This is a genomic window from Pseudomonas sp. SDO524_S393, assembly GCF_054071875.1.
On the sequence record NZ_JBSVVZ010000027.1, the window covers coordinates 1 to 22,189 of the forward strand.

The 22,189-nt window shown below is 62.8% G+C and carries 17 protein-coding genes; 3 read left to right on the forward strand and 14 right to left on the reverse strand.

The genetic code is table 11. The features are described 5' to 3' along the window. Nucleotides 1-98: 98 nt before the first annotated feature. The 3 genes from msrA to msrB all read right to left on the reverse strand — a co-directional run bounded on the left by msrA (nucleotide 99) and on the right by msrB (nucleotide 3,226). Nucleotides 99-794 (reverse strand): peptide-methionine (S)-S-oxide reductase MsrA, encoded by a 696-nt coding sequence (gene msrA, locus ACW9IB_RS14050; protein WP_457414114.1) that lies wholly within the window; start codon nucleotides 792-794, stop codon nucleotides 99-101. Between the two features lie 132 nt (nucleotides 795-926). Beyond that, nucleotides 927-2,687, reverse strand: coding sequence for a cytochrome c biogenesis protein DipZ (locus tag ACW9IB_RS14055; protein WP_457414116.1), 1,761 nt, complete (start codon nucleotides 2,685-2,687; stop codon nucleotides 927-929). 38 nt (nucleotides 2,688-2,725) lie between these two features. Next, nucleotides 2,726-3,226 (reverse strand): peptide-methionine (R)-S-oxide reductase MsrB, encoded by a 501-nt coding sequence (gene msrB / locus ACW9IB_RS14060; RefSeq protein WP_457369106.1) that lies wholly within the window; start codon nucleotides 3,224-3,226, stop codon nucleotides 2,726-2,728. A 277-nt stretch (nucleotides 3,227-3,503) separates the two neighbouring features. Here msrB and ACW9IB_RS14065 point away from each other — a divergent pair, with 277 nt between their 5' ends. Beyond that, a complete protein-coding gene (locus ACW9IB_RS14065; protein ID WP_457414117.1) occupies nucleotides 3,504-4,214 on the forward strand; it encodes a response regulator transcription factor in 711 nt (236 codons plus the stop codon). Then, the gene (locus tag ACW9IB_RS14070; protein WP_457414118.1) at nucleotides 4,211-5,677 is read left to right on the forward strand and encodes an ATP-binding protein; all 1,467 of its coding nucleotides are present in this window, start codon (nucleotides 4,211-4,213) and stop codon (nucleotides 5,675-5,677) included. The genes ACW9IB_RS14065 and ACW9IB_RS14070 overlap by 4 nt, the downstream gene beginning before the upstream one ends. Here ACW9IB_RS14070 and ACW9IB_RS14075 read toward each other — a convergent pair. The 3 genes from ACW9IB_RS14075 to ACW9IB_RS14085 all read right to left on the reverse strand — a co-directional run bounded on the left by ACW9IB_RS14075 (nucleotide 5,640) and on the right by ACW9IB_RS14085 (nucleotide 10,559). Next, a complete protein-coding gene (locus tag ACW9IB_RS14075) occupies nucleotides 5,640-6,581 on the reverse strand; it encodes an alpha/beta fold hydrolase (protein WP_457414119.1) in 942 nt (313 codons plus the stop codon). The genes ACW9IB_RS14070 and ACW9IB_RS14075 overlap by 38 nt on opposite strands. A 79-nt stretch (nucleotides 6,582-6,660) precedes the next feature. After that, the gene (locus tag ACW9IB_RS14080; protein ID WP_457414120.1) at nucleotides 6,661-8,916 is read right to left on the reverse strand and encodes a helicase C-terminal domain-containing protein; all 2,256 of its coding nucleotides are present in this window, start codon (nucleotides 8,914-8,916) and stop codon (nucleotides 6,661-6,663) included. Then, the gene (locus ACW9IB_RS14085) at nucleotides 8,913-10,559 is read right to left on the reverse strand and encodes a VRR-NUC domain-containing protein (protein ID WP_457414121.1); all 1,647 of its coding nucleotides are present in this window, start codon (nucleotides 10,557-10,559) and stop codon (nucleotides 8,913-8,915) included. The genes ACW9IB_RS14080 and ACW9IB_RS14085 overlap by 4 nt, the downstream gene beginning before the upstream one ends. 187 nt (nucleotides 10,560-10,746) lie before the next feature. Here ACW9IB_RS14085 and ACW9IB_RS14090 point away from each other — a divergent pair, with 187 nt between their 5' ends. Further along, nucleotides 10,747-10,971: a YgdI/YgdR family lipoprotein gene (locus ACW9IB_RS14090; protein WP_457369112.1), complete on the forward strand. Its 225-nt coding sequence runs from the start codon at nucleotides 10,747-10,749 to the stop codon at nucleotides 10,969-10,971. A gap of 561 nt (nucleotides 10,972-11,532) precedes the next feature. Here ACW9IB_RS14090 and ACW9IB_RS14095 read toward each other — a convergent pair. The 8 genes from ACW9IB_RS14095 to ACW9IB_RS14130 form a co-directional block, all read right to left on the reverse strand. Further along, on the reverse strand, nucleotides 11,533-12,942 hold the full coding sequence (locus ACW9IB_RS14095; RefSeq protein WP_457414122.1) for a polyurethane esterase: 1,410 nt from the start codon (nucleotides 12,940-12,942) through the stop codon (nucleotides 11,533-11,535). A gap of 13 nt (nucleotides 12,943-12,955) precedes the next feature. Further along, the gene (locus ACW9IB_RS14100) at nucleotides 12,956-14,296 is read right to left on the reverse strand and encodes a TolC family outer membrane protein (RefSeq protein ID WP_457414123.1); all 1,341 of its coding nucleotides are present in this window, start codon (nucleotides 14,294-14,296) and stop codon (nucleotides 12,956-12,958) included. A gap of 2 nt (nucleotides 14,297-14,298) precedes the next feature. Further along, nucleotides 14,299-15,600 (reverse strand): HlyD family type I secretion periplasmic adaptor subunit, encoded by a 1,302-nt coding sequence (locus tag ACW9IB_RS14105; protein WP_457414125.1) that lies wholly within the window; start codon nucleotides 15,598-15,600, stop codon nucleotides 14,299-14,301. Continuing rightward, nucleotides 15,597-17,348, reverse strand: a complete 1,752-nt coding sequence (locus ACW9IB_RS14110) for a type I secretion system permease/ATPase (RefSeq protein WP_457414127.1) — start codon at nucleotides 17,346-17,348, stop codon at nucleotides 15,597-15,599. Before ACW9IB_RS14110 ends, ACW9IB_RS14105 begins: the two co-directional genes overlap by 4 nt. A gap of 103 nt (nucleotides 17,349-17,451) precedes the next feature. Further along, entirely contained in the window at nucleotides 17,452-17,820 is a 369-nt protein-coding gene (locus ACW9IB_RS14115; RefSeq protein WP_457414128.1) for a protease inhibitor Inh/omp19 family protein, read from the reverse strand. Nucleotides 17,821-17,869: 49 nt separating this feature from the next. Continuing rightward, complete coding sequence (locus ACW9IB_RS14120; protein ID WP_457368930.1) at nucleotides 17,870-19,303, reverse strand: serralysin family metalloprotease; 1,434 nt, start codon at nucleotides 19,301-19,303, stop codon at nucleotides 17,870-17,872. A gap of 367 nt (nucleotides 19,304-19,670) precedes the next feature. Beyond that, complete coding sequence (locus tag ACW9IB_RS14125; protein WP_457368931.1) at nucleotides 19,671-20,774, reverse strand: DmpA family aminopeptidase; 1,104 nt, start codon at nucleotides 20,772-20,774, stop codon at nucleotides 19,671-19,673. Between the two features lie 9 nt (nucleotides 20,775-20,783). After that, nucleotides 20,784-22,148: an APC family permease gene (locus ACW9IB_RS14130; RefSeq protein ID WP_457414129.1), complete on the reverse strand. Its 1,365-nt coding sequence runs from the start codon at nucleotides 22,146-22,148 to the stop codon at nucleotides 20,784-20,786. Nucleotides 22,149-22,189: the final 41 nt, after the last annotated feature.

A 22,189-nucleotide genomic window follows, 5' to 3' on the forward strand; every position in this document is an offset into this window, starting at 1 on the left:
AAAAGAGGGTTCCCCAGAAACCCCGCCTCAGAAAACAATCCCGCTCCCACACAAGCCCGGTCCCACATAGACCGGCACGTACAGCGGTTGTGTGGTGATTATTGGTTTTTCACCAGCACCGGCTCGGCGCGGTACTGATCAGGAAACAGCTTTTTCAACGACGCCACCTTGGGCAAATCGTTGATCACGATGTACGGGTAGGACGGATTCTCGGTGAGAAAGTCCTGATGGTAGGACTCCGCCGGGTAAAACGCCTTGCCCATCTCCACTTTGGTCACGATCGGCTTGTCGAAGGCCTTCGCCGCATCCAGTTGGGCGATATAGGCCTGGGCGACTTTTTGCTGCTCGGCATTCTGCGCGAAGATTTCCGAGCGGTACTGGGTGCCGCTGTCCGGGCCCTGACGGTTCAGCTCGGTCGGGTTGTGGGCTACCGAAAAGTAGATCTGCAGCAGCTTGCCGTAACTGACCTGGCTCGGGTCGTAGGTCACCGACACCGACTCGGCATGGCCGGTGTCACCGCCACTGACGGTCTCGTACTGCGCGGTACTCGCCGCGCCGCCGTCATAGCCGGACACGGCGTTTTTCACGCCTTGCACATGCTGGAACACCCCTTGCACCCCCCAGAAGCAGCCGCCGGCAAACACGGCGGTTTGCAGGTTGCCGGACTCGGCCGGCAGGTCCAGCGCCGGTGGTGCAATCATCACGGCGTCATCGGAGGCACCGAAGGAAAACGCCGAGCTCTGACCGACGAAAGCGGCGAAGGCGAGCGCGGGCAGCAGTCTGAAAACTTTCATCAATTTCACTCCATTACGCGGTCTAGCGTGGGAGCTGGCTTGCCTGCGATAAGGCCGTGTCAGTTGAAGCATCGGCCGTTGATACACCGCTATCGCAGGCAAGCCAGCTCCCACAGTGATTGGGTTTTCAATTCAGCCGAACGTGAAGGCATACGCCTCCACCTGCGGGTCGAGGAATTCGATGGTGAAGGTGCGGTCCTGTACGGCGCCCGGCTGACGCACCAACTGGTAGAGACGCTGCTCGGTCACGGTGCCGCTGCCGTCCGGCGCCACGTCCGTACCATGGGCATCGCCCGGGGCCTGGCCATCGACGGTCACTTTGAAACGCACCGGCTTGCCGTCCGCACCAGGGCCCAGCACCAGGTGCAGGTCACGGGCATGGAAGCGATAGACGATGCGCCCGCCCGCCTGGTCAAGGGTGGCTTGCTGGCCCCCCACGTTCCACTGGCCTTCCAGGGTCCAGTTGTTCAGGGCCAGCTTGCCGGCTGCCGGGTAGTTCGCCACGGTGTTGGTTGCCACATTGCCGCGGGTGACGAAATTTTCCGCACGCTGAAAGCCCAGGTAGGTTTCCGGTGACTGCACTTCGTTCATGTCCGGCGCTTGCTGCACGCCTTTGGCGTCCGCCTCGATCAACCCTCCGGCAACGTTCTTCGCGCCGGCTTCGCGCAGCAACTGCTGGATTACCCGCTCCGACTCGGCGTAGTCACCTTCACCAAAGTGGTGATAGCGAATCTGGCCCTTGGCATCAGCGAAGTAATGCGCCGGCCAGTACTGGTTGTTGAAGGCGCGCCAGATCTTGTAGTTGTTGTCGATGGCCACCGGGTAATTGATGCCCAGGTCCTTCATGGCTTTGGTGACGTTGCTCACGTCACGCTCGAAGGCGAATTCGGGCGCATGCACGCCGATCACCACCAGGCCCTGGTCGCGGTACTTCTCGGCCCAGGCTTTCACATACGGCAAGGTGCGCAGGCAGTTGATGCACGAGTAGGTCCAGAAATCCACCAGCACCACTTTGCCCTTGAGGGCTTCGGCACTCAGTGGCGCGCTGTTGAGCCATTGCACAGCGCCATCCAGCGCCGGAAGCGCGCCTTCGATGGGCAAGGTGTCGCTGTGGTTGGCCGCCATCATCATCGCGCCCCCGGCCATCATCGCTCCGCCTTTGGGCTCAGGCTTGGCGCTCAGGCTGTCCACCAGACGCTGCTCCAGACTGCCGGTGGAAGCCGTGGACAAGCGTGACAACACGCCGGTGTCCAGGCCGAGGGCGATGGCCGCCACACCGGCCAGCATCAATGCGCCCAGACCACGGCGCAGCCATTCGCCGGCACCGAGGGACTTCTTCATGAAACCGAAGACTTTACCGCCGACCAGCAGGGCCAGGGCGAGCGAAGTGGCCGCACCGGCGGCGTACGCCAGCAACAGCAAGGTAGTGCCGATACTTGCGCCTTGCAGCGCCGCACCCGTGAGCACCAGCCCCAGGATAGGCCCGGCGCACGGCGCCCACAGCAGGCCGGTGGCCACGCCGATCAGGAACGACGCGCCCGGACGCGGTCTGGCATCCGCCCCGGCGGCCTCCGACAGACGACTGCCGGCGGCGACCAATGGACGTGTCAGGCGTTCCGACAGCTGGGGCAACAGGAGCGTGAGTCCGAACAGGGCCACGCACAGCAACGCGAGCCAGCGCCCGTATTGATTGACTTGCACCACCCAGCCGCCGCCCACCGCCGCCAGCGAGGCGACCAGGGCGAACGTCACCGCCATCCCCGCCAACAGCGGCAAGCCACTGCGCAAAAACGGCTGCCCGGTGCGAGCGAAGACAAAAGGCAGAACAGGCAGGATGCACGGACTGACAATCGTCAGCACGCCGCCCAGATACGCGAGAACCAGAAGCCACATGGGATCGACCCTTTTGATACGAGTGAAAAGACATCGGCTCAAGCCGCCGTAAAGGTCATGGCAGCGCCGTTCATGCAGTAGCGCAGGCCGGTGGGTGCCGGGCCGTCATCGAACACGTGCCCTTGATGCCCCCCGCAACGCCGGCAGTGAATTTCCTTGCGCACCACGCCGAAAGAGGTGTCCACATGGCTGGCCACGGCGTTGTCCAGCGGTTGCCAGAAGCTGGGCCAGCCGGTGTGGCTGTTGAACTTGGTCGCCGACGAGAACAGCGGCAAGGCACACCCGGCGCAGGCGAACGTACCGGCGCGGTGCTCGTCATTGAGGGGGCTGGAGTAAGGATGCTCGGTGCCCTCCTCGCGCAGGATTTCGTACTGCTCGGCGGTCAGCAGGCTGCGCCATTGCGCGTCGGTGTGGTTGACCTCGAAGGTTTCGGCGGCGTCGGCTTCGGTGACCATGTTGATCTGCTTCAGCAGGCCGCCGGCCAGAACGGCGACGCCCAGGCCACCCCCGGCCAGGAGGAGTTGTCGACGTGAGTACATAGGGTTCTCCTTGATCCATCACAATGCATTTCGCGGCAAGCGGGCTTGTGTGGTGAGCAGGCTTGCCCTGCGCCGGGCTGCGTAGCGGCCCCAAAAAAGCGGGAGCGCTGCGCACTCCAGCGCGGGACAAGCCCGCTCACTACAACAGCCTGTTTCGATGGGGTAATCCTGCGCGTTGAGGGATCGCGAAATCCTCACGCAGAGTTAAACAATTCGTGATAACTACACTGTTGCAAAACCCGCACAATGCGTGGACCCAAAGCAAAGGTTTCTCTACATGGATCAGCCCAAACGTGTCCTGGTGGTCGAGGACGACGCCCACATCGCCGACTTGATCTGCCTGCACCTGCGCGACGAACAGTTCGAGGTGGTGCACAGTGCCGATGGCGCCGAAGGCCTGCGCCTGCTGGAGCAAGGCGGCTGGGACGCGCTGATCCTCGACCTGATGCTGCCCGGCGTGGATGGCCTGGAAATCTGCCGCCGCGCGCGCGCCATGGCCCGCTACACGCCGATCATCATCACCAGCGCCCGTTCCAGCGAGTTACACCGCATTCTCGGCCTGGAACTGGGGGCCGACGACTACCTGGCCAAACCGTTTTCCATGCCCGAGCTGGTGGCACGGGTCAAGGCGCTGCTGCGCCGGGTCGATGCCATGGCGCGCAACCTGAAAATGGACGCCGGCAGCCTCGATCTCGACCAGCTGTTCATCAACCCGCTGACCCGCGACGCCACCTTGCGCGGCCAGCGGCTGGACCTGACCCCGCGCGAATTCGACCTGCTGTACTTCTTCGCGCGCCAGCCCGGCAAAGTGTTTTCGCGCATGGACCTGCTCAACGCCGTATGGGGCTACAGCCACGAAGGCTATGAACACACGGTGAACACCCATATCAACCGGCTGCGCGCCAAGGTCGAGACCGATCCGGCCAACCCGGTGCGCATTCTCACGGTGTGGGGCCGGGGCTATAAATTTGCCGAGAGCACGCCATGAAGCTGACCCTCACCCAGCGCCTGTCCCTGGTGTTTGCCCTGTTGCTGCTGATTTGCAGCGGCACCTCGGCGTGGCTGCAGGTACGCTCCAACCGCATGCATGAACTGGAGGTGGTGCAAGGCTTGTCCCGCGATCTGGCGGCACATATCGCCCGCGATACCCAACTGATGGACGCCGACGGCCTGAAGCCCGACGCCGTGCGCAACCTCTTCGGCCAGTTGATGCTGGTGAATCCGAGCGTCGAGGTGTACCTGCTCGACATCGACGGGCGTGTGGTGGGCAACGCCGCGCCCAGCGGGCATTTGCTGCGTGAACAGGTCGATCTTGCGCCGATCCGGCGTTTTCTCAGCGGCGCCATGCTGCCGATCCTCGGCGACGACCCGCGCAGTCTCGACGGGCGCAAAGTGTTCAGCGCGGCGCCCCTGAAGGCCAACGGTCAGCAAACCGGATTTCTGTACGTAGTACTGCTGGGCGAGGCCCATGATGCCTATGACGCCAAGGACGCCACCGGCATGGCGCTGAAGATCGCCCTGTGGTCCATCGGGCTGGTGGCCCTGCTGTGTCTGCTCGCAGGTTTCATTGCCTTTGCCTGGATCACCCGCCCCCTGCGCCAATTGACCGACAAGGTCGGCCGGTTCGATATCAACGGCGCGCCCCAACCCCAGGAAACCGTCACGCCGCAATTGGACAGCGGCGATGAAATCGCCGTGCTTGACCATGCTTTCGTCCAGATGGAGAACCGCCTGGGCGAACAATGGCGCGCCATTACCCACCAGGATCAGGAACGTCGGGACATGGTGGCCAATATCTCCCACGACCTGCGCACCCCCCTGGCATCGCTGCACGGCTACCTGGAAACCCTGTCCCTCAAGGACGCCAGCCTCACCGCCGAAGAGCGCCGCCGCTACCTGGGCATCGCCCTGGACCAGAGCCGCAAGGTCGGCGGCCTGGCCCAGTCACTGCTGGAGCTGGTGCGCCTGGAACATGGTTTCGTACAGCCGGTGATCGAAGGCTTCTCGCTGCCGGACCTGGTGCAGGACATCTTCCAGAAATTCGAACTGACGGCCGAAGCCCGCCACATCACCCTGACCGCCACCCTGCCGCCCAGGGTACCAACGGTGCTGGCCGACCTGGGTTTGATCGAACGGGTGCTGACCAACCTGCTGGACAATGCGTTGCGGCATACGCCCATGCGCGGTGAAGTCGAAGTGATCCTCACGCCCGAGCGCGATGGCGTGAGCGTGACAGTCAGCGACAGCGGCCCCGGGATCGATGCCGAGCTGCGCGAAGGCCTGTTTTTGCGGGCGTTCACCATCGGCGGTGCGCGCCGCGATGGCGGGTTGGGCCTGCGCATCGTGCACCGGATCCTGCAACTGCATGGGCGCAGCATCCGTCTGGTTGATCGCCCGGGGCACGGTGCGACGTTCACGTTCTCCCTAGAAACCCGAGCATCAGCGCATTGATCTGCTGCCCCTGCTCGTTCTGGATCCAGTGACCGCAGTTGGCCAGCACGTGCTGCTCCAGATGCGGTACCGACTCCGGCATGCGTTTGAGGGTATGGGCTTCGAAGACCCCCACCGGGTCGCGGTCGCCGATCAGGAACAGCGTGGGTTGCAGCACTTGGCGCCCGGCGAGGAATTCGGTGCGCTGCCAGTTGCGTTCGAAATTGCGGTACCAGTTCAACGGGCCACGAAAGCCGTGCTCGGCAAAAGTCTGCACGTACACCGCCAGGTCCTCCCGGGAACACCAGGGCGGCAGGTCGTCCGGTGTTGAAACGCCGTCGAGCAACCGCGCATCCGCAGGTTTGCGCTGCAAAAAGACATCCTGGTCCTGCATGAACAGCCGCAAGGTACGCTCGATATCCGCGTCCAGCTCCTGCTCCGCGACGCCGGGCGCCTGGAAGTACAGGATGTAATTGAAACGGTCGGCATACAGCTCGCGCATGATCTCGATCACCGGACGCCGGGCGCGACCGGCGAAGGGCACCGACAAGGTGATCAAACGGGTGACACGCGCAGGTTCCAGCAGCGCCAGGTGCCAGGCCACCACCGCGCCCCAGTCGTGGCCGACCATCACCACCTGACGGTGCCCGAAATAGTCCATGGCCTGCTGAATATCGCCGCACAGGGTCAGCAGGTCGTAATCGGCAATTTCAGCCGGTGAACTCGATGGGCCATAACCGCGCATCTGCGGGGCGAATACCCGAAAACCTGCTGCCGCCAGTGCCGGAATCTGCTCGCGCCAGGAGTGCCAGCATTCGGGAAAACCGTGCAACAGCCAGATCGGCGGGCCCTGTTCAGGGCCGGCAATGTGCAGGCTTAGCTCGATGCCGTTGACGGAGAGCGTCTGCTGGGTCAGGTGACTCATGGCGTGGTCTCGCTGCGGGTTTTGCCCAGCGTGCGCGATGGCGGCGGTTCAGGCCAGCATCATTGATGCCGGGAATGGCTCAACCGACAGCCCACCAGCGTGGCAGCAACTGCCGCACCTGCGGCTCGCCGAACCGGTCGTCGATCAACATCACCACGCCCTGGTCCTGCTGGCTGCGGATCACCCTGCCCGCCGCCTGCACCACCTTTTGAATGCCGGGGTACAGGTAGGTGTAATCGTAGCCCGCGCCGAAGATCGCGCCCATGCGCAGCTTCATTTGTTCATTGACCGGATTCAGCTGGGGCAACCCGAGTGTAGCGATGAAGGCGCCGATCAAGCGTGCCCCGGGCAGGTCAATGCCCTCACCAAACGCCCCGCCCAGCACGGCAAAACCGATGCCCTGGCTGTGTTCGGTGAACTGATCGAGAAACGCCTGGCGCTCGGCCTCGGCCATGCCCCGTGACTGGTGCCACAGGGTGATCTGCGGGTGTCGCTCGGCCAGCAACTGCGCCACCTGTTGCAGGTAATCGAAGCTTGAGAAAAACGCCAGGTAGTTGCCGGGTTGGCGGTGATACTGCCGGGCGATCAGCTCGACGATGGGCATCAGCGAGGTCTGTCGATGCACATACCGCGTAGAGATTTCATCGATGATGCGTACCTGCAGTTGCTCGGCCTTGAACGGCGACTCCACATCGATCCACGCCGTGTCCGTCGGCAAGCCCAGCAAGTCGGCGTAATAGTGACGCGGGCTCAAGGTGGCGGAAAACAACACACTGCTGCGCGCGGCGGTCAGCCGTGGGCGAATGAACTCGGCGGGCACCACGTTGCGCAGACACAGCGTTGAGCTGGCCCGCTTGCCACTGAGCTGGCGCTTGCTGATATCGAAAATGAAGTGTTCGTTGAACAGCTCGGCGACTTTGGCAAAGTGCAACACCTCGAAATAGAAGGTTTGCAGGTCGCCACTGAGCGCTTCGGGATGGTCATTGAAGTATTCGCCCAGGCTGCTGGCGCACAGGTTCAAGGCGTTCAGCAGTTTTCCCGGCCGGGTGCCGTAGGCCTGGTACGGCGCAAGTTGATCCTTGTGCAGCGCGTTCCATTCACGGTTGAGGCGTTGCAAGGGTTTCTTCAGCGGTTCGGGAGCGGTGTCGCGCAGGGTCTTGAGCCGGTACTGGTCAAGGCTGGCGCTATACATCGCGCGGGCGCGCTCCACCAGGTTATGGGCTTCGTCCACCAGCACGGCGGCGCGCCACTGGTTGAGCTGGGCCAGGCCGAACAGCATCGCGCCAACGTCGAAGTAATAGTTGTAGTCGGCGACCACCAGATCGGCCCAGCGCGCCATTTCCTGGCTCAGGTAGTAGGGGCAGACGTCATGGGCCAGGGCCACGTCGCGCAGGTTGCGCTGGTCCAGCAAGCGCAGCTTCGACGCGGCGATGCGCGCGGCGGGCAGGCGGTCATAAAAGCCCTTGGCCAGGGGGCAGGACTCGCCATGACAGGCTTTGTCCGGGTGTTCGCAGGCTTTGTCCCGCGCCACCAGTTCCAGCACGCGCAGTGGCAAATCAGGACTGCTGGTATGCAGGACGTGGGCAGCGTCCAGGGCGAGTTTGCGCCCGGGAGTCTTGGCGGTGAGGAAGAACAGCGTGTCCAGTCGCTGCGGCGCCAGGGCCTTGAGCAACGGAAAAATCGTGCCGATGGTCTTGCCGATACCGGTCGGTGCCTGGGCCATCAGGCAACGGCCGGTGCTGACGGCCTTGTACACCGTTTCGGCCAGCGCGCGCTGGCCCGTACGGAAGTCGGCATGGGGAAAGACCAGGGTTTGCGCGGCAGCATTGCGCGCTTCGCGGTGCCGCATCTCCTGCTCGGCCCAGCCGAGGAACAGCGCACATTGCTGGTGGAAGAACCGCTCCAGTTCAACCGCCTGAAAATGCTGGTTCAGCAGGGTTTCGCCTTCACCGACGATATCGAAGTACACCAGCGCCAGCTCGATCTCGGGGAGACCGAGCTTCTGGCACATCAGCCAGCCATAGACTTTGACCTGGGCCCAATGCAATTGCCGATGGTTCGCCGGCTGGGCATCGAGATCGCCGCGATAGGTTTTCACCTCTTCGAGGCGGTTGCTGTCCGGGTCGTAGCCGTCCGCCCTGCCCCGCACCTTGAGTTGTTGATACTCGCCCTCCAGCGCCACCTCGTTCTGGTAGTGCAGGCTGCGTCGCGATGCCACGGTGCGGTGGCCGACAATGCCTTCCTGGGCACTGGGCGATGGCGTGAAACGCAGATCCAGGTCGCCGACCTTGGCCGTGAACTCACACAGCGCGCGCACCGCAACGCTGTAGCTCAAGCGGACTCTGCCCAGCGCACATAACAGACCGTTACCGGCATCTGGTATTCACCGCAGAACTCCAGCCAGCGCAGTTGATTGTCCTGCAGGCGGTCGCCGGGGCCCTTGACCTCGATCATGCGGTAGGTCTTTTGCGCCGGCCAGAACTGGATCAGGTCCGGCATTCCGGCACGGTTGGCGCGGATATCCAGCAACAAGCGTGCGAACCAGTGGCGCAAGTGTTCCGCAGGCAGACAGGCCAGGGCCTGCTCCAACAGTTCTTCGCTGAGCAGGTTCCAGAACACGAAGGGCGACTGGATACCCCATTTATCGACGTAACGTTGGCGGATCGTGGTTTTGTAACGGTCATCCTGCAGTTGCTCGAAACAGGCACTGAACAACGCCGCCCGACGTAGATGGAAGTCTTCGCTGTGCAGGTCCGCCGGCCCGCGCTGGAACGGATGGAAAAACGCGCCCGGCAACGGCGCGAAGATCGCCTCCCAGCACAGCAGGCCAAACAACGAGTTGATCAGTCCGTTCTCGACGTAATGCACCGGCGCATCCGGTTCGCTGAGGTGCGCCTGCACGCAGTACTCCACCGACATCAACGGTTGCGGCAACGCGAGGTCCAGGTCCAGGCGCGTCACTTCCCGGGGCTTGACCCTGGGCAGTGCCGGCTCGCCGAGCTTGCGACGCAGGCGCGGCACGACACGCAGCAGGTGTTGTTGCTCGGCAGCACTTTCCGGGGCCTGTTGCGCGAGGTTCGCCAGGACCATGGCCTGGGCGTAGTCCTCCTGGCGCTCAAGTACACGGATCAGCCGCGCGCGAGCGCCCGGGTAGGCGCACTGGCGGTAGATCTGCTCCGCCAGGCCCAGTTCTGCGCTGCGTTCGCAGTACTGCCCCAACTGAAACAGCAATTTGCCGCGGCGCTTCTCCAGCCAAGGGTTATCGGTGCACAGCGTGGCGACTTGCGCCAGCACCGGCTCCAGCGGTTCACCGGCCTCGAAGGCTTGCTGGCACCCATGCAGGAACAGGTAGCCGTGCACATCGTCCCGGCTGCGCAGGCCACGGGATTCGACACAGAACTCGACTTTCTCGTAGGTGTAGATCCCAAGGTCCGCCAGCACGAACTCCGACCAGTCCTGATGCAGGTTGCCGAAGAACATCAGGCGCAGGCGGTCGCACAGTTCCATCACGCCGAGGCTGTACAGCGTGTCGGTGAGGTCGGGACACCACTGGGCAAAACTGCGTTGCTCGGTGAACTGCCCGGCCAGGGGCTCGAGCCAATCGGTCTTGCGGCCCTTGGGCGCGTCGATCCAGGTGCCGAAGGCGCTGAGGATTTCGCCTTTTTGCAGCAGGCCGAACAGTGTCTCGAAGGCCAGCAGGCATTGGTCGTCGACCCACCCCAGGGCCAGTAATGGCCTGGCTGCTGCGTGGGTACAGCCGATCTCCGGATAATTGAGCTTGCCCGCACGAAAATGCACGCCCTTGCGCATCACCATGCGCACCAGCAGCGCCTGGGACGGCTGCGGCAAGCTGTCGAATTGCTGAATGAAATGCTGTTCGTCCGGATCGAGCAGATCGGCATAGCGCTGCCCGAGCCACAGCAGGACCTGGCGGAAGTTATGCAGGTAATAGAGCGGTTCTTCGAGGGGATTGGCCATGGCACGCGGGGATCGAACACTGGTTATGCATACAGATTGCCGGTATCAATGCAGCGTTGCAATCGGTAATAGATAAATGGCGCCTGCAACTTTTTGTATAAAAGTGATCAGATGGGGGAATCAATGGCGTAACATTTGTCGCCCACAGCCTCTGGCGCGGGACTTTTCAAGGTTAAAGGTAAGGGTTATGAGCATGAAGAATTTGGGTCTGCCGCTGGTTGCACTCACTTTTCTGGTATTGACCGGGTGTGCGACGCAAACCGTCGTGACACTGCAAAATGGCACGCAGTATTTGACCAAGGATTCCCCGAAGACCAAGACCGTCGATGGTTTCTACGAGTTCACCGACATCGCCGGCAAGCGGGTACGCGTCAAGGCTGACGACGTGGCCACCGTGCGCAAGGAAGACTGAGCCGACAGCGCCGATCCCCTGCGGGAGCTGAATCGCCTGACCCGCCGCCTTCGCAGCCTCGCTGGGGCTCGACAGCTCCCACAGGGGGCTTGCAGTGGCTGGAAAAACTCCACCAGCAGGGCCATCGCGCCGGGTGCTTTCTGACCAACAACAGAGATCCCCTGTGGGAGCTGGCTTGCCTGCGAAAGCGTCGGCACTGTTGACACGGATGTCGCCCGACCCACCGCTTTCGCAGCCTCGCCGGGGCTCGACAGCTCCCACAGGGGATTGGCCGCGGCTGGAAAAACTCCACCAGCAGGGCCATCGCGCCGGGCGCTTTCTGACCAACAACAGAGATCCCCTGTGGGAGCTGGCTTGCCTGCGAAGACGGCGGCACTGCTGGCTCAGATGCTGCCCGACCCACCGCCTTCGCAGCCTCGCCGGGGCTCGACAGCTCCCACAGGGGATTGGCTGTAGCCGAAAAAACGCCGCCAGCAGGGTCATCGCGCCGGGTACTTTCTCTCCAACAACAGAGATCCCCTGCCGCATCGCTGCGAAGACGGTGGCATGGCTACCCCTCCATCAGCTGATAAGCACGTCTCCCGACACCCCGCTCACCCCCACCAGCGTCACTGAGTCCCCGCCGAAACTGATTACCGTATCTCCCCCATGCTCGCGGTACTGTGCGGTTCCGTCCACCTCCCTGAACACGAGTTTGTCCGTCGGCTGGTAGCCGATGATACGGTCGTTGCCAAAGTGCCCGCTGAACAGAAAGGTATTGTGGCCGCTGTTGTCGCGGATCGTGTCGTTGCCCTTGCCCGCTTCGATGAAGTCAGCGCCCTTGCCGCCCTGGATCAGGTCGTTGCCATCGCTGCCGATGATGAACGTATTGCCCTTGTGCGGCTCGGCATTGCGGTTGAGGTCCTGCACCCAGGTGGTGGCCCGCGCCGGGTCGGACAGGTTGGCGACGATGATCGTCGAGTCGCGGGTCATCTGGTCATAGAAGCCCGACTCGAGAACGCGCGTCATACCGTCGCCATAGGCGGTGGGCAGATGCGACACCCAGGTCGGCAGGTTGACGATGGAAAACGGCAGCACATTCCACAACGTCGAAGCGTAGTGGTCGTTGAAGCTGACGATGTTGTCGGTGGTCGACTCGTGGGGTTTGTCGTGCACGCCCAGTGAGGACAGGTTGACGCTGGTGCCATCCAGCGCGCGGAACACCGGGTCGTTCTCGTAGCCGATATTGAGCACTTTGTCGCCGGCGCTCTGGGTCGGCGAGGCGTAGGCCACGTAGTTGGCATCCTTGTAGAACCCGGCCCATTTACTGTCGCTCAAGTCGGCCAGGCTGTTGACGGCCAGCCCGCCCAGGCTGTGGCCGCTGACCACCACATCCTTGCCGCTCAGGCCGTGGGCGCTGGCGTAGTCGGCGACGTTCTTGAGTAACTTGCCGAACGCTTCGCCCGCATAGTTTTTGGCGTAGTCCTTGGGCCCCAGGGCCGCCAGCAGATCGTTGATCAGGTCGCCGATGGAATCGCTGATCAGGGTTTCACGGGGCCCCGAAGTGCCGCGAAAACCGATGCCGATTTCCAGCAGCTTGCCGGCGGCATCGTACTTGCCCAGCACCTCGACCTGCGCGGTGGTGTAGCCGGCCTTTTCGCCGAAGAACGTACCCCGCGCATCCACCTTGCCGGTGTAACCGAGGGCGCTGGCGCTGATGGGGGTCCAACCGGCTTTCTGTACCGCCTCCAGGGCGGCTTTTTCCGAGTCCGGGTTCCAGGGAATGCCGGGAATCACGCCCTGGGAATCGGTACTGCCCAGCAACGCGCCGACCAGGGTGGCAGGCAGCCCCAGCCCCAGGCCATTGTGCTGGTAACCCACGGCAAAGCCGTTATCCAGGTTGTGGTAGGTATACAACGTGATCGCCATGGCATCGGCGAACAAGGCCTTGGAACCCTCGGTGCCGAGGTTTTTATAGTCGAACACACCCATGGTAGTACCTCTCTTATTGTTGGATCGAACCTCTGAATGCTTCATCCACGGTGGCCAGGTCGGTATCGCGCAGGTTGCCGGCGTAGTAATGCAATTTGGTCCAGGCCATCAAATAGTCGTACCGCGCCTGCGCCAGATCGCGCCGGGTGCTGTAGAGCTGCTGTTCGGCGTTCAGCGCGTCGAGGTTGACGCGCTCACCGCCCAGAATGCTTTGCCGGGTCGAGACCACCAGCGCTTCGGCGGACACCAGCGCCTTCTGATACGCGCGCAACTTGCTCACCCCCGACAGGCACGCGCTGAACTGGCGCCGCAGTTCGATCAGGGTTTCGCGGGTCTTGCCCTCCAGTTCGTACTCGGCCTGTTCCATGGCGCGACTGGCCTGGCGGGTCGACGCCGAAATACCACCGCCGGCGTACAACGGCAGGCTGACTTCGACGCCGATAGTGTTGGTGTCGTAGCGCTGGTTGTAGGTGTTGCCGCTGTCGGACTCCTGCTGGCGCGAACTGGCATACGCGGTGACCTTGGGCAAATGCCCGGCGCGGTTGCGCTCCACTTCAAAGCGCGCCACTTCCAGGGCCTGGCGCTGGGACGCCAGCGTGGGGTTGTTGCTGATCGCCAGTTCATGCCAGGTGTCGTAGTTCGCGGGGCTCAGGGTGAAGGCGGCAAAGCCCGGCTTCAGCGGCGCCAGATCGTCGATGTTGACGCTCCGCACGCCGATCAGCGCGCCGAGTTCCCGCAGCGAGGCGTCCTGTTCATCCAGGGCCTGGATTTCTTCGGCGGTGGCCAGTTCGTAACGGGATTCGGCTTCGAGAATGTCCGTGCGGGTGCCTTCGCCCTGCTGGAACAAATGCCGGTTCTGCTGGAACTGCTGCTCGAAGGCTTTCTTCTTGGCGCGGGCGATGTCGATCTGGTCCTGGGCGAACAGCGCCTGGGTGTAATAGGTCAGCACGCGCACCAGCAGGGCCTGGCTTTTGTCGCGAAAGCTCTCGTCGGCAAACAGCGCCTGGGCCACGCCCTTGCGGTAGTTGGCGTAGGCTTCATAGTCGAACAGCGGCTGTTGCAGGCTGAAGGTGGAACCGTAGCTGTTGTAGTTGCGGTCATCGTGATAATTGCCGCCGCGCCCGTCGGGCAAGGTGGCCTGGGAATTGTTTCGGCCCTTGTTGTAGTTGTAGGACAGCTTGGGTAACAGCCCGGCGCGGCCAATCGCGCGGTTCTCAAGGCCGGCGTCGCGTTCCTTGATGGCGCCGAGGAATACCGGGTCATTACGCAAGGCCTGCTCGTACACATCGAACGGGCCCATGGCGGCCTGGGCGCCGGTGCAGGTCAACAGCAAGGCGATAAACACGGGCTTCATGTTCATTCCTCGGTCAACGCGGAGCCGGCGCGGTCCAGCAGCGGCTTGAACAGGTAATTGAGCAAGGAACGCTCGCCAGTGCGCACGAACATCTCGGCGGGCATGCCCGGCTTGATCACCAGACCGTGAAGTTTCTCCAGTGCGGCTTCGCTGACCGTGGTGCGCAGCACGTAATACGGCGCGCCGGTTTTTTCATCGAGCATCTGGTCGGCGGAGACCAGGCTGACCTCCCCCGGCACCCGGGGGGTACGGCTCTGGTTGAAGGCGGTGAACAGGATGTCGACGGGCAGATGGGTGCCGACCTTGTCCACCAGGTTCACCGGCAGCCGCCCTTCCACTTCCAGGCGCGTGTCCTGAGGCACGATTTCCAGCAGGGTTTCGCCGGCGCGCACCACCGCGCCTTCGGTGTGCACGCTGAGGTTGACCGCGATGCCATCCGACGGCGCATTGATCTCGCTGTGCTGCAGGTCGAAGCCGGCCGAGGTCAACTGCTGCTCCAGGGTCAGGCTGCGCAGTTGCGCATCGGCCAATTGGCTGCGCACTTCCTTCTGATATTCCTCGCTGTGCTGCTGCAACTTGAGCCGCGACTCGACGATACCCTGCTCTACCCGTCCACTTTCGCCGTTGTTCTGTGCCAGGTCCTGTTGCACCTGGGACAGCTGGCGCTGGTACTCCATCAGCCGGTTGCGCGGGATGTAACCGTTGTCGGCCAAGGGTTGCAGATTACTCAGTTGGTCGCGCAGGGATTGCGCCTGGGCAGTCAGGTCGCTGCGGGCGCGGCGCATGCCCGCCAATTGGGCGGTCGCGCCGTCGATATTCGCGCGAATGCCCGCCTGTTCACGGGCGAAGGCTTCGCGACGGCTGCTGAACAGTTGGCGCTGGCCTTCCAGCACCAGCACCAGGGCCGGGTCAGGATCGCGGCTCAGTGACTCGGGGAAGGTGACGGCGGATTGGTTGTCGCGCTCGCTCTGCCAACGCGCCACACTGGCCCAGGCCATGCGGTACTGGGCTTGCAGGGACTGCACGTCGGCCTGGTGCTGGGTCTGGTCGAGGCGAAACAGCGGTTGCCCCTGGCGGACGGTCTCGCCCTCCTTCACCAGAATCCGGCTGACCACGCCGGGGCTGAGGGTCTGCACGGCTTTGCGTTTGCCCGACACCACCACGGTGCCCTGCACGGGGATGCCTTGGTCGAGTGGCGCCAGGCTGGCCCACAGGAAAAACCCGCCGGCGCCGACCAGGGTCAGCAGCCAGCCCATGCGCACGAAAAACCGGGCGTCGTGTCGTTCTACAGTGAGGCTGCTCATGCGCCTGGATTCCTTGCGGCTTGATACTGACGACTCAGGCTTACGCCCGTTTTTTCCCGGGGGGCTTCCTGCTGACCGGACAACGCCCGCAACACGTCCTGGCTGGGCCCGAACGCCTGCAGACGCCCGTCGTTGAGCACCAGTAATTTATCGGCCTGGGCCAACGCCGAAGAACGATGAGTGACCAGCACCACGCTGCTGCCCTGGGCCTTCATCTGCATGATCGCGCTGGCCAGCGCGGCTTCGCCGACGGTGTCGAGGTTGGAGTTGGGCTCATCCAGCACGATCAACCGCGGCCCGCCATACAGCGCACGGGCCAGCGCCACCCGTTGCTTCTGGCCACCGGACAGGCCCGCGCCGTTGTCGCCCAGGACCGTGTCGTAGCCTTGGGGCAAGCGCAGGATCAGCTCATGCACACCGGCCTGTTGGGCGGCGCGCACCACCTGTTCGGGGTCGGCCTGGCGAAAGCGTGCGATGTTGTCGGCGATGCTGCCGCTGAACAATTCGATGTCCTGGGGCAGATAGCCGATGTGCGGGCCAAGGTCGTCGCGGTCCCAGCGATGAATGTCGGCGCCGTCGAGGCGCACGGTACCGGCCAGCGTCGGCCAGACACCCACCAGCACCCGGGCCAGGGTGGACTTGCCGGACCCCGATGCGCCGAGTACGCCGAGCACTTCGCCGGCGCCCAGGTTGAAGCTGACCTGCTGCAAGGTCGCCATGCGCCGCCCCGGCGGGCCGGCACTGACCTGTTCGAAACCAATGTGGCCTATGGGGGCCGGCAGCTTCATCGACTCGACGTGCGGGGGAAACTCGCCCAGCAGCTCATCCAGCCGCTGGTAGGCCAGCTTGGCCGAGCTCCATTGCTTCCACACCGCGATCAACTGGTCGATGGGGCTGAGCACGCGGCCCATCAGGATGGACCCGGCGATCATCATCCCGGCGGTCATATCGCCCTTGATCACCAGCAAGGCGCCCAGGCCCAGCACCAGGGATTGCAGGCACAGGCGCAAGGATTTGCTCAGGGAGGTGACCATCGCGCCGGTATCGCTGGCCTGGTTCTGCAGGCCGAGAAATTGCGAATGCACGGCAAACCAACGCTGGCGCAGTGCGCCGAGCATACCCATGGCCTGGATGGTCTCGGCGTTGTGCAAATGGCTGGTGGCCAACTGGGTGGACTGCTGGGAATAGCCACTCGCCTCGCCCAGGGGCTTTTTGGTCAGGTATTCGTTGAGACAGGCCAGCGCGACCAGCAATGCTGCGCCGGCGGTCGCCAGTACACCCAGCCACAGGTTGAACAGGAAAATCACACACAGGTAGATGGGAAACCACGGCGCGTCGAAAAAGGCGAACAGCGCAGGCCCCGTGATGAATTGACGAATCTGGGTCAGATCGCCCAGGGATTGCCCGGCATGCCCTTGGCCACGTTGCAGGTTGCGTTCAAAAGCGGCCTTGTACACGCGCAGGTTGAAACGCCGTTCCAACTGGCTGCCGATGCGGATCACGATAAAACTGCGGACGACTTCCAGCGTGCCAATAAAGGCAAAGAAGCCCACGACCATCAGCGTCAGCATCACCAGGGTGGTTTCATTCTGGGAGGACAGTACGCGGTCATACACTTGCAGCATGTAAATCGACGGCACCAGCATCAACAGGTTAATCAAGGCGGTGAAACAGCCAATGCTGATCAAAATGCTCTTGTATTCACCCAGCGCCTTGAACAACGGCGCAACGGCGGGGAGTTTGGCCATATCTCTTGATCATCCTTGAAACAAATCATGGGCAACAGCCGCCCCAACCCCAGCGCATGGAGCGGGCAACTAATCCATCAAGTTATAAATTTATAACCGGCAACTAAGGAGCTCGTTGCAATAACACTTCGGTACCGGACGGCGTGCGCCCTTTGTATTCGCCTTCTTTCTGTCGATTCAAATGGGTTATGCCGCTGCCCTCGGCATTCATCAGCCATATGCCATCCGGCGTGGGCGACCAACTCAGGGGTTTATCCCCCAGCCACTGTGTGGCACAAGCCACATCGCCACCCAGGGCGTTGGCCTGCTCCAGCAGGTCCAGGGCACAAACCTGGTCCTGTTGATGCAACTGCCAGTGCCCGGCCAATTGGGCACTCGTGGGTAAAACAAGACTGCTTGCCATTGCGTGGGCTCCTGCCGACATGACTATCACCTGCACGGCGCAGGCGATTCCGTTGAAAACACGCTGCATCTTCACGCTCCATCGCGCAAGCGCGGCGCCGAAGCGCCGCGCCCGTGGGTTAGGCCACGATGTCGCTGACGGCTGCCTGGCCGACGGTGGTGACGAGGAAGTCCGCCACGCCGTGCCCGGAGAAGTCCACCGCCAGGGTGCCCAGGTTGGTACCCGCGGCGTAGGTCAGGACCGCATCGCCGGCATGCCCGGTGAAGGCATTGACGAAGGTCAGGCCCGCACCCTTGGTGATGCCGCTGAGGTCGATCTTGTCCGAACCGGAGGTGAAGTCAAAGATCTTGTCCGCAGCCCCGGGCCGGGAGTCGGAACTGGCGCCGTACACAAAGGTATCGTTGCCCGCGCCGCCCCACAGCTGGTCCGCACCGCCGCCGCCGTAGATGATGTCATTGCCGGCGCCGCCCTTGATCACGTTGGCTGCGTTGTTGCCGATGATCAGGTCGTTGCCGGCACCGCCGAAGGCGTTCTCGATGGTCACGCCCTTGGCGATGGACACGTTGCCCACCAGACCGCCGACGTCGGAGAACGAAGCTTCGTTGAGGTTGATCTTCTGGTTCTGGGTGAAACCCGAGAAGTCCAGGGTGTCGTTGCCACCCCCGTCCCACACCGAGAACACCAGCTTGTCGGCATTGGAGGTCGCGGTGTAGAAATCACGCCCGGTGTTGGAGTTGAACCCGTAGGTGGTGTCGCCGGCGCGGGTGCTGTAGTTGGCGCCGTAGAGCTTCTGGATCGCGGCGATGTCGTCGATCAGCGGGGCCGAGGCGTAGGCTTCGACGCCGCCTTTGCTGAAGTTCTGGTTGGTATTGCTCTCGCTCCAGTAACTCATGACGCTGTAGCCGCGCGTGTCCTGTCCATAGGTCGCGTCGTTGTAGGTCGGGTTGCCGTTCCCGGCGTTGTAGTCGCCAGGGTGAGCCAGGCCCAGGGTGTGGCCGATTTCGTGGGTGAGGGTCTGCCGGCCATAGTTGTTCAGGTCCGGCGTCTTGTTCGGCGTGTAGCTGCTGTTGATCAGGTACCACGAGGTGCCGTCGTAGCCCGCACCGGTACCGGGCAGGTAGGCGAAGGCGGCCGCGCCGTCCTGGCCGCTGCTGTAGTTGCCGAAGGTCATGTGGCCGTCACCGCCGCTGGCTTTCTCGGTAAAGGTGACGTTGGCCACGTCCGCCCAGGATTGCATGGCCAGCGCGGCCTGTGCTTTCTGCTGTGCGTTGAACTGGCTGAAACCTGCGATGCCATGCTTGTTCATGGTGCTGAACGACGCCGAGGTCAGGAACGTATAGGTCAGGTCGATCTTGCCGTTGCCGTCAAAGTCACGGTACGCGGCGTGATCGCGCAGCAGCTGGTTGGCTGCCTGGTCGACGGAATACGAAGGTTTGCCATTGACCGTGAGGTTGCCGCCACGGTCATACAGATGGCTGAAGGTATCGATTTGCGTAAAGGCCGTGCTGGCTTGCGCCGCCGAAACAATAGCCTTGTCTTTTACTTTTGCCATGTACGTACTTCCTTGTTTGCAAGTGCATCAGTCTTTGTTCGATAGGAACCTCGCGGGCGAGATCGTCCTATCACTCGCCTCTTTTGAAGGCGAAAGAAAACTGACACAACTTGAAATCATTCGTCCACCGGTATTTCAGCGGCAAAAAACCGATAACCGGACAACTTGCGCAAGCACCCTGCCGTATTTAAAGGCGCGCTTTGGTTTTGTCTGACAAAAAACACAGCACTCGTATTTAAATATTAAATAACCATAAAGCCGCCCAACTAGAGCGGCCTACTTTATTAATGGATCCACTATATTGTCACGGTGTCATTGGCAACATTAAACAGCCACTACTTATTATGATGTTTGTTGTTGTCCCCCATTACCGGGACAGGCTCCAGCCACTCTTGTGCAACGCTGTCAGCAAGGTGTCGTCGCTCAGCGCCGGCACCTGCACGCCGTCATCGGTGGTCATGCTCTCCCCCGCCAACAGCGCATTGATGATCGCCTCCTCCACCGCCTCTGCCGCTGCACTGAACAGCGGCGAAATATGGTCATTGTTGACCATGTGCAGTGCCGTGCTGAGCGGCAGGTCGGCGCGCCCGTAATCCGCAGGCGGCAAATCGTGGTTGCCGGTGGCGAAGGCCAGGAACAGATCGCCACTGGAGTCTTCGGTACCACCGCCGGTACGGGCGATGCCAATGGACGCGCGCTGGGCCAGACGCTGGCACTGGTGCGGCAACAACGGCGCGTCCGTGGCCAGGATCACCACGATCGATCCCATGCCCGGTGTGCCCCGGCTGGCAAACGGCGAGGGAATCTCCAGCAATTGGCGCCCCACCGGGTAGCCGTCCACCCGCAACTCCTGGCGCTTGCCGTGGTTGGCCTGGACCAGCGCGCCCACGGTCCAGCCGCCCTGCTCGGCCGACAGGCGCCGCGACGCCGTACCGATGCCGCCCTTGAACTCATGGCAGATCATCCCGGTCCCCCCGCCCACCGCGCCTTCGGCGACCGGGCCGCTGCGGGCGTTGTCCAGCGCCTCGCGCACTTGCGCCGGGCCGACGTGCTGGCCCCAGATGTCGTTGAGCAGGCCGTCGTAGGTTTCCATCACCACCGGCATGCACCAGTACACCGCCGGATCGGCCAGGCGCTCGCGCTCCAGGGCGATCAGCGCGTCGCGCACCGTGCCGATGCTGTGGGTGTTGGTCATCGCCAGCGGTGTGGTGAGCAGCCCGGCTTCGCGAATCCATTCAAGGCCGGTGGCATCGCCATTGCCATTGAGCACGTGATAGCCGGCGAAGCACGGCTGCTGGCGCGCCTCCCCGCTCCTGGGCTGCACCAGCGTCACGCCGGTGCGCACCTGTTTGCCGTCGATGCGGGTGTTGAGGGTGCTGTGACCCACCCGAACGCCCGGCACATCGGTGATGGCATTCAACTCGCCCGGCGTGCCGAGCCCCAGCGTGATGCCCAATTGACGTGCGCGCATATCCTCTCCTTACAGTTTTTGAAAGGCCGGACTCAAACGGCCACTGATGCTGTACAGCACCACCGACAGCGCCAGCAGGCCGACAATGATCATGATGTCCCGCGCCGACGCCGCCAATGCCAGGGTGACCAACAGATACCCGGCGCCGAGTACTGCCAGCAACGCCGGCAATGGCCACAGCGGCATGCGATACGGATGCTCGCGGTCGCGCAGCCGCACCCGGCTCATCAAGGCGCTCAAGGCCACCACCAGGTACACCAGCATGATCAGCAACACGCTGAATGACGTGAGGTCGGCCAGGTTGGAGCTGAAACTCAGCAGCGCCGAAGGGATGGCCAGGAACAGCGTGGCCAGCCAGGGCGAATCCCAGCGCGGGTGAATACGCGTGAACAGCCTGTTGATGCCGGGTGTCCATAACGCATCGCGGCCACTGCTGAACACCACGCGGCCGATCTGGATCACGATGGCGACAATGGCATTGAACACCGACAGAAAGATCCCCGCGCTGACCAACCGGGACAGGGTTTCATTGCCATGACTGCTCAGCAAGTAGCCGATGGGATCCGGACTGCTGATCATCTCGCTCAAGGACGGTGCGCCGATCAGCAGCGCAGTGATCGGCACCAGCTCGATGATCACCACCAGCCCCAGGGACCACAGCACCGCCTTGTGCACGCCCTTGCCGCCGCACTTCATGTCTTCGGCCAACAACACCGCCGGTCCGTAGCCATTGTAGGAAAACAAACCGATACCCACCGCGCCGATCACCAGCGCCCAGGGCGCCAGGTGCAGTACGCCGTTCTCGACGATCTGCGGTTGCAGCAAGATGCTCGCCGGTTGCACCGGGTTGCCAAAGCCCACACAGACGATCACCAGCAGCGCCGCCACTTCCAGCAGCAGGCACGTGCCGGTGATCCAGGCATTGAGCTTGATATTGAGAATGCCCAGCGCGTAGCTGCATACCACGATCACCAGGGCTACGGTCTGGGCGTCGAACTTCGTGCCCAGGGCGTTATTCAGGTAGGTCGCCGCGCCCGTGGCGAGAACCGGCGGGATAAACAACAGCATCACCAGCACGGTGAGGAAGGTCGCGTAGCCGGCCATGCCGCCGAAGACACGCTTGGCATACACGTACTCGCCACCGGCACTGTTGTGGGCACGACCCAACTCGGCGTAGCAAAAGGCGAACATCAGCGCGAGCAGGCCAGCCATGACAAAGGCCAGGAACACCCCGCTGCCGGCCTGCTGGATGGCGAACGGCGCAATCACGAAAACGGAGCTGGCGGGTGTGACGGCCGATACGGTGATGGCCACTACATCGAACACACTCAAGGTGGGTTTAAGCACGCCGTCAGGCGCGGGAGAAGCACTCATATCGTTATCCTCTGTCGTTGTTCTTGGTGTGAGGCAGAAAC

Coding starts and splice junctions, on each gene's coding strand:
- msrA (WP_457414114.1), bottom strand. CDS start 794: ATGAAAGTTTTCAGACTGCTGCCCGCGCTCGCCTTCGCCGCTTTCGTC.
- ACW9IB_RS14055 (WP_457414116.1), bottom strand. CDS start 2,687: ATGTGGCTTCTGGTTCTCGCGTATCTGGGCGGCGTGCTGACGATTGTC.
- msrB (WP_457369106.1), bottom strand. CDS start 3,226: ATGTACTCACGTCGACAACTCCTCCTGGCCGGGGGTGGCCTGGGCGTC.
- ACW9IB_RS14065 (WP_457414117.1), top strand. CDS start 3,504: ATGGATCAGCCCAAACGTGTCCTGGTGGTCGAGGACGACGCCCACATC.
- ACW9IB_RS14070 (WP_457414118.1), top strand. CDS start 4,211: ATGAAGCTGACCCTCACCCAGCGCCTGTCCCTGGTGTTTGCCCTGTTG.
- ACW9IB_RS14075 (WP_457414119.1), bottom strand. CDS start 6,581: ATGAGTCACCTGACCCAGCAGACGCTCTCCGTCAACGGCATCGAGCTA.
- ACW9IB_RS14085 (WP_457414121.1), bottom strand. CDS start 10,559: ATGGCCAATCCCCTCGAAGAACCGCTCTATTACCTGCATAACTTCCGC.
- ACW9IB_RS14090 (WP_457369112.1), top strand. CDS start 10,747: ATGAGCATGAAGAATTTGGGTCTGCCGCTGGTTGCACTCACTTTTCTG.
- ACW9IB_RS14095 (WP_457414122.1), bottom strand. CDS start 12,942: ATGGGTGTGTTCGACTATAAAAACCTCGGCACCGAGGGTTCCAAGGCC.
- ACW9IB_RS14100 (WP_457414123.1), bottom strand. CDS start 14,296: ATGAAGCCCGTGTTTATCGCCTTGCTGTTGACCTGCACCGGCGCCCAG.
- ACW9IB_RS14105 (WP_457414125.1), bottom strand. CDS start 15,600: ATGAGCAGCCTCACTGTAGAACGACACGACGCCCGGTTTTTCGTGCGC.
- ACW9IB_RS14110 (WP_457414127.1), bottom strand. CDS start 17,348: ATGGCCAAACTCCCCGCCGTTGCGCCGTTGTTCAAGGCGCTGGGTGAA.
- ACW9IB_RS14115 (WP_457414128.1), bottom strand. CDS start 17,820: ATGCAGCGTGTTTTCAACGGAATCGCCTGCGCCGTGCAGGTGATAGTC.
- ACW9IB_RS14120 (WP_457368930.1), bottom strand. CDS start 19,303: ATGGCAAAAGTAAAAGACAAGGCTATTGTTTCGGCGGCGCAAGCCAGC.
- ACW9IB_RS14125 (WP_457368931.1), bottom strand. CDS start 20,774: ATGCGCGCACGTCAATTGGGCATCACGCTGGGGCTCGGCACGCCGGGC.
- ACW9IB_RS14130 (WP_457414129.1), bottom strand. CDS start 22,148: ATGAGTGCTTCTCCCGCGCCTGACGGCGTGCTTAAACCCACCTTGAGT.